11 protein-coding genes are annotated in these 14,509 nt (G+C 40.9%); 10 read left to right on the forward strand and 1 reads right to left on the reverse strand.

All coding sequences use genetic code 11. The annotated features are described in order from the left end of the window. Positions 1-2 precede the first annotated feature (2 nt). Positions 3-875, reverse strand: coding sequence for a tonB-system energizer ExbB (gene exbB / locus AOG27_RS13635; protein WP_054553557.1), 873 nt, complete (start codon positions 873-875; stop codon positions 3-5). 286 nt (positions 876-1,161) lie between these two features. Between exbB and AOG27_RS13640 the strand changes: the two genes are divergently transcribed. The 10 genes from AOG27_RS13640 (at position 1,162) to AOG27_RS13685 (ending at position 14,493) form a co-directional block, all read left to right on the forward strand. Then, positions 1,162-1,665: a sigma-70 family RNA polymerase sigma factor gene (locus tag AOG27_RS13640; RefSeq protein ID WP_200909101.1), complete on the forward strand. Its 504-nt coding sequence runs from the start codon at positions 1,162-1,164 to the stop codon at positions 1,663-1,665. 6 nt (positions 1,666-1,671) lie between these two features. Beyond that, positions 1,672-2,637, forward strand: coding sequence for a FecR family protein (locus AOG27_RS13645; RefSeq protein ID WP_054553558.1), 966 nt, complete (start codon positions 1,672-1,674; stop codon positions 2,635-2,637). Positions 2,638-2,738: 101 nt separating this feature from the next. Beyond that, positions 2,739-5,243, forward strand: coding sequence for a TonB-dependent receptor (locus AOG27_RS13650; RefSeq protein WP_054553559.1), 2,505 nt, complete (start codon positions 2,739-2,741; stop codon positions 5,241-5,243). A 17-nt stretch (positions 5,244-5,260) separates the two neighbouring features. Continuing rightward, positions 5,261-7,195: a choice-of-anchor tandem repeat GloVer-containing protein gene (locus tag AOG27_RS13655; RefSeq protein ID WP_054553560.1), complete on the forward strand. Its 1,935-nt coding sequence runs from the start codon at positions 5,261-5,263 to the stop codon at positions 7,193-7,195. 106 nt (positions 7,196-7,301) lie between these two features. Next, positions 7,302-7,940: a heme acquisition protein HasA gene (locus AOG27_RS13660; protein WP_054553561.1), complete on the forward strand. Its 639-nt coding sequence runs from the start codon at positions 7,302-7,304 to the stop codon at positions 7,938-7,940. A gap of 54 nt (positions 7,941-7,994) precedes the next feature. Then, a complete protein-coding gene (locus tag AOG27_RS13665; RefSeq protein WP_054553562.1) occupies positions 7,995-9,890 on the forward strand; it encodes a hypothetical protein in 1,896 nt (631 codons plus the stop codon). After that, positions 9,887-11,599, forward strand: a complete 1,713-nt coding sequence (locus AOG27_RS13670; protein ID WP_054553563.1) for a type I secretion system permease/ATPase — start codon at positions 9,887-9,889, stop codon at positions 11,597-11,599. Before AOG27_RS13665 ends, AOG27_RS13670 begins: the two co-directional genes overlap by 4 nt. Further along, on the forward strand, positions 11,596-12,879 hold the full coding sequence (locus AOG27_RS13675) for an HlyD family type I secretion periplasmic adaptor subunit (RefSeq protein ID WP_054553564.1): 1,284 nt from the start codon (positions 11,596-11,598) through the stop codon (positions 12,877-12,879). Before AOG27_RS13670 ends, AOG27_RS13675 begins: the two co-directional genes overlap by 4 nt. Positions 12,880-12,991: 112 nt before the next feature. Further along, the gene (locus AOG27_RS13680) at positions 12,992-13,507 is read left to right on the forward strand and encodes a sigma-70 family RNA polymerase sigma factor (protein ID WP_054553565.1); all 516 of its coding nucleotides are present in this window, start codon (positions 12,992-12,994) and stop codon (positions 13,505-13,507) included. A gap of 5 nt (positions 13,508-13,512) precedes the next feature. After that, the gene (locus tag AOG27_RS13685; protein ID WP_054553566.1) at positions 13,513-14,493 is read left to right on the forward strand and encodes a DUF4880 domain-containing protein; all 981 of its coding nucleotides are present in this window, start codon (positions 13,513-13,515) and stop codon (positions 14,491-14,493) included. The last annotated feature ends 16 nt before the right edge of the window (positions 14,494-14,509 follow it).

Raw genomic sequence — 14,509 nt, forward strand, 5'->3', positions numbered from 1 at the left:
CTTTATTTCCCTGCAGCTTTGATTTGCTGATAGTCAATTAACTGCTCTAATGGTTTTGCTTGAGAATCTTTTGCTGATAAATCTCGGCTAAGGATTGTCATTATGATAGTCACTGTGTCTAACAATTGCGATTTATAGGCTGTTATAGAGCGTGAAAAATAGTTGTACATTACAACTGCGGGAATTGCTGCAACTAAACCAAGAGCTGTTGCAAGTAATGCTTCAGCTATGCCTGGCGCGACAACAGCAAGGTTGGTTGTTTGTGTTTTGGCGATGCTAATAAAGCTATTCATAATCCCCCAAACAGTACCAAACAAACCAACAAATGGAGCAACAGAACCAATGGTTGCTAAAACCCCCGTTCCTTTGTTCATATCTGCAGATAGCTCGGCTTTTACCCTATCTAATCGAGCTGCAACACGCTCTTTTAATGCATCACTTGTCGTTGCGTTATTACTACTTAAGTTAAGCTCATGTAGGCAAGCTTGAATTAATAGTTTTGCCGTACTTGGCTCTTGAGTTAAACCTTGTTCTGCCATTTTTAAGTTATGACTATTTAATAGTTTGACTAATAAAGCCCTGCCTTCACGTTTACTTTTATTAAGATAAATAAGCTTCGCGATAAAAATACCCCAACACACAATTGAAGCTAGTAGTAGGCCAATCATAACGGTTTTAACAATCACATCGGCCGCTAAATACATACCCCAAGGCGACAGATCATGACTAACAAAAGCTGCGCTATCGGCTAATTGTGGGTTATCTAATTTAGTTACTTGGCTTACTATTTTATTTGCTGGGTCTTGCTCAGATGAATAACTATGCCCGGAAAAAAAGCCAACAAGAGCCACAAAAAGCACTACTCCAAATTTCATTAAATCTACTCCAGCCAACTGACAAAAATGGCGAAAAAAATAAACGTCATATTTAATAAGACGCACCAAAATCATTTTCCCGTAATAAAAATTAAAATTTTTTGTCGACGGCGGGCACTTGCCTTAAGCGATTCGTTGTAATTCTCTGATTGAATGGAATGTTTTGAAAAGAGATTAGCCAAAAGTAGTAATTATCATATTTTAAACAACAAACTTGCCTTGAATAAATAACAATGATACGGTAATGATAATTGTTATCATTTGCCGTTGTTGGTAGGGAACCGCAGTGCTTAATTACACCGGTATGGATCTATTTGTTCGCGACAATCAATTTTGGTTATTAAGGTTTTTACAGAAGAAACTTAACCTTCATTGCCATCATGATGCACAAGACCTTTCACAAGACACATTTATTCGTGCTCTGACTTCGTCAATTGATTTATTTGAAGTGAAAGAACCCCGTGCTTACCTTGCTACAATTGCAAATCGTTTAATTATCGATAAAGCAAGACGTAAACGCATTGAGCAAGCCTACCTTGAAGCCCAGTTAGAGTCTTCACAAGAATATGCCCCTTCGTGTGAAGAAGTGCATGAAATGATTCAAAAACTAGAGGCGTTATCGCGCTTACTTGAAGGGTTAGCAGATAAACCAAGGCGCGCATTCTTAATGGCAAGGTTAGATGGTCTGAAGTATCAAGAAATTGCTCAGGAACTGAATATATCGGTGAGTATGGTGCAAAAATATATCGCTCAAACATTGCTTCATTGTCACAGTCAATTACTCGATTAAGCCATAATGTCCGTACAGTACCCAGACTACAAATCTAAGCTTGAACAAGCCGCAAATTGGTGTGTTTTACTCAATTCTGACAACTTCACCGATGCCGATATTCAAGCCCATAGTCAGTGGCTCAAAGCCGATCCTGAAAATCAAAAAGCTTACTCAGAATTGCAAGCACTGTGGCGCGAATTTGACAGCACTGATAACTGCCATTTTGATTCGAAAATCCTCAATAGGGTACTAGATAAAGATAAGCCTAAGTCTAATCATTTTGCTAAATCGGTCGTTTTATCGGCACTTTTTGTCGGGTTTGGTCTCATAGCCAGTCATGTAGGTTTAACAGGAATCAGTTCTGATTATTACACTCTAAAAGGGGAGCAAAAAACTGTTGAGCTTAAAGATGGCTCCATACTGACTCTCAACGCGCAAACCCAAGTGGATATAGAATTTAGTTCTAAGCAACGATTGATTAAGTTGAATCAGGGAGAGATACATTTAGTGGCAAAAACTAATTCAAGTTGGCCATTAGTGGTGGAAACAGATAAAGCAACGGCAACAGCCTTGGGGACACAATTTACTGTTAAACGCCACGAACAAGATACCTTTGTCGTTGTGAGTGAATCAAAAGTAGAGCTGTGCTATTTACCTGCTCAAAAATGTGTCGTAGGTAAGGAAGGTCAAGCAATGTCAGTGGCTAATAGTCACCTCATTGGGCCAACAGCTGCAAACCCCGATATAGAATTAGCATGGTTAAATAATAGGTTAGTTGCTAATAATATGAGTTTAGCTAGGTTATTAAGTTTGCTTGAGCCTCATTATCAAGGCGTTTTTATTTACAACCAATCCGCACTTGAACATATCCGAGTTTCAGGTGTTTACCCAACAGACAATATTGCTATGGCGCTACAGATGATAGCGTCAGAACCCGCGGTGACCCATACCTCTGTCGCTAAGTATTTTGAATATATCTCATTGAAATAAAATAAGTTATAAAATTATTTTCATTAATTAATAAATTTTATTACTGCTTTTTGATTTTGCTGCGTCCTATTAATAGCTCTAAAAAATAATGAGAACTATTTATGTTAAAAGGCCGCTTATCGCGTTTAATTTTTACAGTCTTGCTATGCCTGCAATTTACATTTTCTGCAAAGGTGTTAGCGGATCAAGCCCACCAACTTGATATACCGCAAGGTAGTTTGGCTGAGGCACTTAATACATTTGCCCTCCAAACAGGCATCTTGCTGCAGTTTGATCCTAAGCAAGTTGGCGATCTGCAATCAACTGGTCTAAAAGGGGAATTCGAACTTGATACAGGATTCCAACAGCTTCTCTTAGGGACTGGCTTGTATGCCGAGAAAACGGCTAATGGAAGTTATGTTATACGTGTACTCTTAGCCCAATCAAATGGTGATATTTTACTCGATACCTTAGAAGTTCAGGCTACATCTAATAAGCGTATAGAAATTTATCAATCAGCCTCTTCAAATACTCAACTTGATCAAGCTCAGCTTCAACGTATTGCCCCACGTGATACATCAGATATTTTCTATAACGTTTCAGGTGTTACCACTTCCCAAACTCGGCAGGAGCCTGGGGTTGCAGTAAATGTTCGTGGCTTACAAGATTTTGGTCGAGTTAATGTGATGATTGACGGAGCTAGGCAGAACTTCAAACGAAGTGGTCATGGTGCTAATGGGATGGTTTATTTAGATCCTCAATTACTGTCGAGTGTCGAAATTGCAAAGGGACCAGTAGGCGAAAGTGGTGGTGCTGGCGCGATTGCTGGTGTTGTAAATTTTAAAACGCTTGAATTTGATGATTTGGCGGCTCCCGGTAAAGATCATGGTACTAAGCTAGCCATTTCATCTGGCAACAATGCCTATCACATGCAAGGCTTATTAGCGTCTACTGTGCGTGTGGGAAAAGATCTAGAACTTGTTGCTGCGGTAGGGCATAAGAATGTTGGCCGTTTTAAGCCAGGCCAACATGGTGGTAATGCTGATTCTAGTAATTACTTTAGCGCAATGAGTAACTTTACCGAGCAAGATAACTGGTCGTCATTACTCAAAGCTGATTACACAATAAATAAAGAGCAGTCAGTAAAACTTAGCTATATCGGCTTTTATGGCAACTTTGAAGAAGGCTCAACGACATCAGTAGATGCAGAGCCCGAAAGTAGCAGTTCACTTAATAACGATACGATTAAATTAGATTACACATGGGCTGCAAACTCAAATTACCTCAATCTTAATGCCAGTGTTTATTACAACCGCACTCAAATGCGTCAGCATGTTTATGAAATGGGAGAAAGCAGCAATCCCTACGGCGAGTTTAAATTGCAATATGAAACCAACACCCTAGGTATGGTTGTTGATAATCTTGCCTTTTTTAGTCTCAAGCATGATTGGTTAACACAACATGAGTCATTGTTATTAGTTACTTTAGGCGGCGAGTATTTTAAAGACTGGACAGAGCCTCAAGCAATACAGCAAACGCCTGGAACTGGCGACCCATCTTGGTTTACAGGTGCAACCCCTGAAGGTGATCGCTCTCTTGGCAGTGCTTATATTCAAGCTGAGTGGCAATACGGCGAGCATTTTTCTTTTGAATCAGGTTTGCGCTATGAGCAATTTTCACTGCAAGGAGGTGGAGAAATATACTCTGGTTACATTCTTAACCCTCCCGGAGTTTCGCCTAGTCGCACTTTGATCTATACCGACTTTGAAGTTGACCGGCATGAAAATTACCTTTCACCAAATATGCGTTTAGCCTATCGCTTTAACGATAAAATACAAGGCTACTTAAGTTCAGCTCAGGCAGTCAGGCCGCCTGAAATCACAGAGACCTTATTATTTGGTGCTCATGTTGGTAACTCTTTCCCTTTTTACCCAAACCCTGGACTTGAAGCTGAAGAAGCTTGGAATAATGAAATTGGTCTTAATTTTGAGTTGCTTGATATAGCCAAAGGCCACGATTTATACATTAAAACAGCGTGGTTCGAAAATACCATCGATAACTTTATTGTCCAAGGTCGCGTGATGAGACCTACTTCTATTGATGACAATGGAATGACACTGAGTTATGTCAATTTACAAGATGAAATCCGTTTTGATGGCCTTGAACTGCAAGCTGATTATGAATCAAAAAGGCTATTTGCTGAGCTTAATTACACCAAAATGAATGTTGACCTTGGCAAGGGAGGCTATGATCCATTTCCTCTAGGCAGCCAAGTAGGTTATCCAGAAACAAGTATGGGTCAAGCTGGATCGGGAAGCTTGAACTATATCCCTCCACCAAAACACAGTGGTGCATTGACCCTAGGCTTAAAGTTATTTGAAGACACTTTAAAGTTAGGCGCTCGAATGCGTTACGAAGATAACGACGGTCGTGGTGGCAGCGCTTATGAAGACGTTGTTGACTGGCAAGTTTATGACTTTTGGTTGGAATATCAATTCACATCACAGTTTAAATTACGTATGTCGGTCGACAACCTGACCGATCTCAATTATGCCGAAGCAAATGGTACTTCATATTGGATTGCGCCTGGGCGCACCGCCACTGCTCAATTAACCGCAACATTTTAAATAATAAAGGAATAAAAATGCGACATACCTTTAAGCTAGCCCTTATTACCAGTGCATTGTTTAGCGCAAATCTTGCAAGTGCAGCTGAAATTAACCTACAACAATTACATGCATTTGGTACACCGCAGACCATTATGATGGGCGGCGATAAAGGCATGATGCCTGCAAAACCACCGACATTAAATACCCATAATGGTAAATTGATAGGTACTTTTCTTTCTGGTGGTGGTAGTGACTTTGCCACGCTAACGCAGTCGGGTATTTATAGCTTCACTCCCCAATTAACCGAAGGCGAGTTGACCGACTACATCACATATATAAACGAAGTTAATAACGACACGCTAGCCTTTGTAACGAATACCGTGGTTGATAGTCAGGGAGTTGTTTACGGTGGCGCAAACAGAACATTATTCAAATGGAGTGAAGGCGAAGTAATAGAGGATGCACTATCGCATTTGGATCTCTCTAGTATTAATGGGGGAGACTTCCGAGTACAAGGCTTGATGACGATAGATGCACAAGACAACATCTATTTTGCCGCTTATGAACGAGGTAGTGATTATAGTGCATTACTGCGCCTTAATAGTGAAGGTGAAATCGCTGTACTGATTGACTTTAGCCGTGATGAATATAAACAAGGCAATATTTTTACTAAAGGTGAAGCGCCTGCCTCACTGATATACAGTGAACAAGATAATGCGATTTATGGCCTTGCACATAAATCTTCAAAGTCTGATGGAGCAGGCAGTACCGAAGGCTTAGAAGATGGCGACTTCCCAAGCGGCACCCTGTTTAAGCTAGATTTAACCAATGTTAAAAAGGATGGCAGCTCAGAAGTACAAATTTTAAAAACCTTTTCTAATAACCTACATGGTCTTATCGATGACCATACCTTAGCAACTAATTCGTTAGTCGAAAGCGGTGATTGGTTATACGGAACGTCAGCTAAAACAGTATGGCGTGCCCACAAAACCAATTTACACGCATTTACCGTGTTACATACATTTGGTTCAGAACAAGATGAAGCAGAAATAAACCTAAATGGTAAAACACCGGCGGGTCAACTTGTAGTTGCAGCAGATGGAAATATTTATGGTACAACAACCGCCGGAGGCAGTGACGATAATTCAGGTGTGCTATTTCGCATTAATCTAAGTACAGACGCACGTGACCTTGATAAAGAGCAAGACAATTTTCAGCTTGTACTCCACTTTGCAGATCAAGCCTCACCTTTACCAGTAGGTTTAACTGCTGGTGCGCTAGTGAATGGCGAACAAATTATTTACGGTGCCACCAATGGCGACGCGATAAACGACACAGGAAGCGTATATCAATTCACTTTAAAAGAGCATGCCTTGGAGTTTAATACTCAAACCACTGAAATAACTTTAGGAGAGAGTGTTGAAGTCAACTGGCAGTCAACCAACTTAAGCCAATGTACTGCCAGTGGCGATTGGCAAGGTGCAAAAGAAGCCAGTGGTACTGAATCAATTGAGCCAAGCTCTGAAGGTGAAAAATCTTATTTATTAAGTTGCCAAGACACTGACCAAAAACCACATGTTCAGTTAGTTAATGTGGTTGTAAATCCAAAACCAGAGCTGAACTTTACTTCTTCAGTTACCGAAATCACCTTAGGAGAAGGCGTAGAGTTAAATTGGCAAACATCTAACTTAAGCCAATGTACGGCTAGTGGTGACTGGGAAGGTACAAAAGAAACCAGTGGTACCGAAACTATCGAGCCAAGCACTGATGGCAACAAATCATACATTCTAACTTGCCAAGATAACGACCAAACTGACTATGTTCAAACTTTGGATATTTTAGTTAATCCTGCACCAGAACCAGAGCCTGAACCAGAAGATAATAGCAGCAGTGGTGGGGCATTTGGCGGTGTAATCTTGGCTCTTGGTTTATTAATTGGTAGACGCTTTCGTAACAAAATTAAAAGCTAAATTAGCAACCAGTTTTGCTAATTAACCCAGTCATATCAATCTGGCGCGCAATTGATATGACTATTTCAGACCTCTTGGTCATTACAAAAACAGAAAAGGAAATATTATGTCTATACAAGTTTCATATGGTGCAAATTATAGCTACGGCAGTTTAAATGACTTTTTCACCTACGCAAGTGAGTTTTTTACCGATACAACTTACGATGAAAGCATTGGTAGTTTCGCTGGTACTGAAAATCCAGATCCTATTGTAGATTTAGGTTTTTGGGGGAGCTTTGGCACATTCTCTGGCACGCAATTTGTGCAAGAGGGCACTTCAAGCGATGGCAGCCTAGGCTTTATCATTCAGGCTGCTGATGGCTCTTACTTAGATTACACCTTCTTCTCTAGCCCATCTCATACAATTTACGGTGAAATTGCCTCAATTTCCTTTGGTTACGGCATCACTCAAGATGCTAACGGTGAATACAGCTTCACTGATGAGTTAGTTAGTTTCGATGGTCTAGATACCATAGGCCTAAATGCCGGTATTGATGCAAGCGGCAATGTGATTGACCGTACAACCGGTGACAATACCACCCATAACATTGTAGATGGCTTAAAAGATGCGGAGTTTGATTACTTCACTACTTTACTATCTGACAATGGAATTGACTTAACCCTAAACGACACTGGTGCTGCTAGCTTTGCATCACTTGAGACTATTGGTGTTTCAAGCTTTGTCGAATACGAACTCGTTGCATAATCTAACTGCACTGTAGCTTTGCTGCAGTGCTACTTAAAATTTATTGAGCTAGCTATGAAAACACTCTGCATTTTTTTATTCACTTTGCCGCTTTCTTGTTTTGCTACCACGGCGGTTGACGATGTTAGTGTAAATTACCTGACTTCACTTCATTATAGTGGCCCTGAAGGTTGGCCTACGGCAGGGAAACCCTATGCCCCCCCTATCTATAATGCTGAGCGAGACCAACTGCTGGGAATATCATCCACAGGACATGTAGATATTTTTGGTAACGACACTAGGGCAGCAAATATGTGGGGGCTGGCGCCGGTGCAAGGTCATTATTTTTCTTTGGCTAAAGATATTAAATCATACGTGGGTTTTGCTGAGCATCCACAGCTCGATAGGCTTTATAGTATTGATTTAGATGGTAACATTTTTTATGTCCACTCAGATGGCAGCAATAAAAATATTGTTTTTGATAACAGTGAGGAAGAGCTTAGCAGTCAACCTAACGTTCAGCCTATTTTTGATCAGCAGGGGAGGCTACTGTTTATAGACACTGACGGAGAATCTTACTCGCGGTTAATGCGCTTAGACGCCGATAACACCCTGATTGAACTGCATAGTTTTAACAATAACCCGCATGGCTATTATACTGGTGCGGGAGGTATGTTATTGAGTGGTAATACATTATTTGGCTATTTGGCCTACCCCAGAGGCACACCATTTTTAGATACACTCTCGATTGATGATGATTTTATTGTCGGCGCCCTCTACGCAATGGACTTAAGTAACGACCCAGTACAAAGCCCTGAAATTATACACGAGTTTACCTTAGCCGAGGGAGAAGTTCCGTGGACAAGAGGTGAAGCTGCGCGTATAGCCACCTATTTGGTTGAAGACCAACAAGGTTATTTATACGGCACCACGTCGGTAGGTACATGTAAAACAAAAGGAATAATCGTTCACAATCAGCAAGAGGCAAAATTTGATAATGGCATTTGTGGTGGTAGCTATGACTTATATTCTGTGACCGATAAAGAAAACCTCATCCATACAGAATATCCTCATTATGATGGCAGTAACCCTTTTGGCTCTGTATTTAGAGTAAAAAAAGATGGTTCTGATTTTGTGTTAGTGCATACATTTAGTGACCTAGATGGCAGTCAGCCCCGCGGACCAATGGCTATTACGGACAATGGCTACCTTTATGGTACAACGATGGGGGGCGGTGTCCATAAAGATGAAGTTATAAACGTAAAGCAAGGTAACCCCTATCCTTCACAATTTGGGGAAGTAACCGGGAATGGCACCATTTATCGCATTCGCCTCGCAGATATTAAAGTTGAAAATGGCGTGGTCGTTGAAAGTGGTTTTGAACATGTACACTCTTTTAAAGCGGGGATAGATGTTGATGCCGACGGCAAAGTGCCAACCGGTATTATGTTAGCTGCAAACGGTAACTTATACGGCACCACCTTATATGGTGGCCGAGGGTACACCGATAATTCTGGTAATAAATACCTCAATGATAAATTCGGTACTGTATTTGAAGTAGATTTAAGTGCTCAACAGCCGACAGGCTCAGTGTCAATCAGCATAACTCCAGGGTCTATAAAGCAAGGAGAGCAAGCCGAAGTGACTTGGTCCAGTTTCAATGCAACAGACTGTAAAGCAACGGGGGAAACAGTGATTGGCGACTGGCAACCTGATTCGCCACTAGAGCCGCAAGGCAGTATGGTTATTTCGCCACAGACAGGGGTTTATACATTGACAGTTAATTGTAAGGATAGCGATGTGAATAGTCGTTTTGCTGCCCTAGCAACCTTGTATGTGGATGCAGAAGCAAAAGCAAAAGACAGTGAGTCACTTAGCTATGGTAATGGCGGCAGTTTAGACTGGCGTTGGCTGTTTTTGTTAACTGCGGCAGCATTGTTTAAACCAGTTCGTACAACGAGGTTTAAATGAACGCTTCGCAAGCGCTTAGTAAATCACTTAAAGATGCTTTAAAGCTGCAAATGCGCAGTTTTTATCATGTTGCAGGGTTTAGTGCGGTCATTAATGTATTAATGCTGTTGCCTGCAATCTACATGTTGCAGGTTTATGATCGCGTTTTGAGCTCAGCAAATTTAGACACCTTATGGCTAATCTCTTCGATGGTTGCGGTATTTTTCTTATTAATGGGGGGGCTGGAGTGGATCCGGAGCCGAGTATTAATAAGCATTAGTCAACAATTTGATAAAACTTTACACAACCGTGTATTTAATGCGTTATATCAGCATCAACTTAAAACTGGTAACGCTAACTCAGGACTACTGATTAACGATCTTAATCAAGTTCGTCAGTTTATGACAGGGAGTAGCGTGTTTGCCTTTTTTGATGCGCCTTGGGCGCCTATTTTCTTAGTCATTCTGTTCTTTTTTCACCCTTTATTGGGCACGCTCGCATTGGTTGGTAGTTTAGTGTTATTTGCTTTAGCTTTAGCAAATGAATTATGGGCTAAACAGTCTCTAGTTTTAGCCTCACAAGCAACTACAAATGCTAACAGACTCGCCAGCGATATCATTAATAATGCCGAAGTTGCTCAAGCCATGGGTATGCAGCAAAATTTACAAGAACGATGGCAGTCAGAACACTGGGCTGGAATTTGCCATCAAAGTGAAGCGAGTAATTTTAGTTCTGTGCTTACTGCAACCAGTAAAGTTTTACGACTAGCATTACAGTCAATGATGCTAGGTGCAGGCGCATGGTTAGCTGTTGCGGGAGAAATAACAGCTGGAATGATGATTGCGGGCTCTATTTTGGCAGGACGCATGCTCTCGCCAGTTGAGCAATTGGTTGGTGCTTTTAAACAATGGCAATCAGTAAAGCAATCACAACAACGTTTAAATGGCTTGTTATGTCAATATCCATCAGTAAAGGAAGGGCTTTGTTTACCTAAACCAAGCGGTAAATTAACCATTGAGAACGCCACTTTAATCCCACCAATGGCTCAGCATCCTGTTCTTAAAAATATTAGTTTTGAGCTTGAACCTGCAGAAATTTTGGCCATTATAGGCCCCTCAGGTGCTGGTAAATCATCAATTGCGAGAATGCTATGCGGTATTTGGGAGCCGCGTATAGGTAAAGTGCGTTTAGATGGCGCAGATGTATTTCAGTGGAATAAACAAAGCTTAGGCCCTTTTATTGGTTATTTACCACAGAATGTGAGCCTTTTTGCAGGCAGTATCGCGCAAAATATTGCACGATTTGGCGAGGTGGATGATCACTTGGTGATTAAAGCCGCGAAGTTGGCTGGGGTCCATGACATGATACTCAAGTTAAGTAATGGTTATGAAACGCAACTAGGTGAAGCAGGAACCGGTTTATCGGGCGGCGAAAAACAGCGCATAGGTCTTGCAAGAGCAGTGTATGCTGATCCTAAGGTGGTTATTTTAGATGAAGCAAATGCGAATTTAGACGACAGCGGTGAGGCTGCGTTAGCAGCAACAATCAAAACGTTAAAGCAAGCTGGCAGTAGTGTGATATTCATAACTCATAGAGCGAATATTTTAGCTATGAGCGATAAAATATTGTTACTAAACAAAGGCCATGTTCAGGTATTTGGCGCTAAAGAAAACGTATTAAACGCCATGCAAAGAGCCAAACAAAGTCAACAGGGAGTGGCAATAGCATGAATGCTCAACACGGCATAGCAGGTCGTAAATACATTCTTTGGGGCTGGATTATGACGGCACTAAGTTTGGGTGTTTTTTTACTTTGGGGAGCCTTTGCACCACTGGATAAAGGTGCTGTGATTGAAGGTCAAGTTATTGTATCTGGAAGAAAAAAACAAATACAAGCTCCACAAAGTGGGGTGCTTGCCCAGTTGTTAGTGCAAAATGGTCAGTGGGTTGAGAAAAATCAGCCTTTAGTGATCCTCGATAACCGAGTCGCTAAAAGTCAGCTTGAGGCCGCAACAACTCAATACTATATGGCACTGGCAGAAAAAGAACGTTTATTTGCTGAGTTTACACAAACGCCGAAGTTGCACTATTCATCAGCGCTAACCGAAATAGCATTACCACAAGCCGAAGAGGCTATGCGCTTGCATCAGCAATTGTTTGTACAAAGAAAAGCAACGCAGGATGCTAAACTCTTGCTGTTAGAAAATAACAAACACACTACGCAATCGAGAATTTCAGGCCTACAAAATGTGGTTGCCAGTCAGCAACAGCAATTGGCGGTATATAAAAACTGGCTTAGAGACACACAAGCTTTAGTTGATAAAGGCTATCAATCACAAGAAAAACTTTATCAATTACAAGCACAAGCTGCGGAGATCAGCGCTGATTCAGCAAATTCACAAGCAGAACTAAAAGCACAACAGGCCAGGTTATTAGAGCAAGACACTCAATTACTACAGACAATAAAAGCTTACAAACAAGATCTCAGTCAACAGATGGCTACCAATCAAGCAAGTATTAGTCATTTCAAACAGCAGATCATTACGGCTCAATTTAGCCTGGATAATAGTGAAGTTCGCGCACCAGCAGCGGGGCAAGTCGTAGGCCTTAATGCGTTTGGTGATGTAGTATCCCAATCACAATTATTAATGGAAATAATGCCTAAAGGCCAAACTCTTATTGTCGATGCGAAAGTACCAGTTCATCTAATTGATAGCATCTTACTTGGTCAAGAAGTTGATTTGCTATTTAATGCTTTTAATACCAGCACCACGCCAAAGGTAAAAGGCAATATAGATAGCCTGACACAAGATATTGTCAACGACCAACGAACTGGGCAACCTTATTATCAAGTAACTATTCGCGTCAATGAACAAGCGCTGCTAAAAGATTTGGTGTTACAGCCAGGGATGCCAGTTCAAGCATTTGTTAAAAATGGAGAGCGTTCGATGCTGAGTTATTTGTTTAAACCTTTTATTGATCGTATTCCTCATGCAATGGCTGATAATTAAAAAGAATTTCACTTTAATTAATAATTAAGAAGGTTTACCTAATAAATTAGCTTGAATGAGAATGATTATTGTTTATAATGTCCGCCTGCCACGCAACGGGACTTTGTAAATTTTGACTAGCAAGACCACTAACAGAACTGGGTTCAACTCGCTGTATCAAGAACACCACGAATGGTTAGTTCGTTGGATTGCTAAGCGAACAAGTAGTGCTGATAATGCTCAGGATCTGGCGCAAGATACGTTTATAAAATTGTTAAATAAGCCAATGCTTTATGATGATATGCGTAGCCCTCGTGCCTGGCTTACGAAAGTTGCTGGTAACTTGATGACAGATCAATTACGCAGGCAAGTGCTTGAACGTAATTATCAAAGCATGCTCGAATCAATGCCTGAGTCTGACTACTTTTCGCCCGAAGAGCAATTAGAGTTGCTTAACTTACTTGAGCAAATTGACAAGTTACTCACGGGTTTGAAAGCAAAAGAAAAAAAAGCTTTTTTAATGGTTAGATTGGATGGCATGAGTTATAAAGATGTCGCAAGCGAACTAAAAGTAAGTTTATCTTCAGTCGAAAAATATATCGCTAAAGCAACACTACAGTGCTACCAACTTGTTTATTTTGACAGCTAAATCTGATGAATTTTAGACTCAATCACAATCAAGCTCATATTCCAGAACACATAGTTCAACAAGCAATTCGATGGCAAATTAAAATTGAATCTGGCAGCATCAGTGAGGCAGAGCAGGCACATTTTGTGAAGTGGCGCAGTGCAGATCCATTACATGAGCTGGCATGTGCTCGGTTACTACACCTTGATAAAGCATTTAGTGATGTTGCTGTTAAGTCCGCCGGGTATGCACGAGAAACATTACAAAAAACAGACCATGAAATTGATAATCTGCAGCGTAGACGTTTGCTCAAAAGCGCGCTTGGTACGACACTAAGTGTAGCCGGTGTGGCTTTTTTAGTTGAGCAGCAAGGCGTTCGTCATTATTTAAGTGCCGATTTATCAACCAGGGATAGTCGCGAAGAATTTACTATTTTCAAAAATAGCCAACTGTGGTTAAACCGCCATAGTACGGTAGAAATTGATGAGCACAAGAGTAATTCTATTACGCTCACGCAAGGTGAGTTATTTTTAAAAACCGCAGCTATTGATGCACCAGTACAACTGCACACTCCGCATGGTGTATTTGCTACTCAAAACGCAGAAGTATTTGTTCGTCATGAGGCAAGCCATGCGATTGTACAAGTAAACAAAGGCCTACTGCATTATAGTGCAGCGGCAGGTGAAAACAGTTTATCCCTACAAGCAGGCTCAACGTATCAACTCTTTTCCAATAAACAATTTACGTTAAATTCTGGGGTTTTTGATTACAGTAGTTGGCGTCAAAATCTACTCACTGCCAGAGCCATGCCGCTTGCCGATTTTTTACACGAATTGGCTCGTTATCGAAGCGGCCATATTCGTTGCCATCCAAGTTTAAACGACACGCTAATTTCTGGTGTATTTCAGCTTTCAGATACAGATTTAATTTTATCAACTGTTGCACAATCAGTGGGTGCAAAGCTTAACTATCTGACCCGTTTCTGGGCTGAAATTTTGCCAAAGTAAAATAATTCTCATTTAT

Origin of the sequence: Pseudoalteromonas lipolytica (assembly GCF_001306915.1) — a bacterium.
Lineage (GTDB): Bacteria > Pseudomonadota > Gammaproteobacteria > Enterobacterales > Alteromonadaceae > Pseudoalteromonas > Pseudoalteromonas simplex.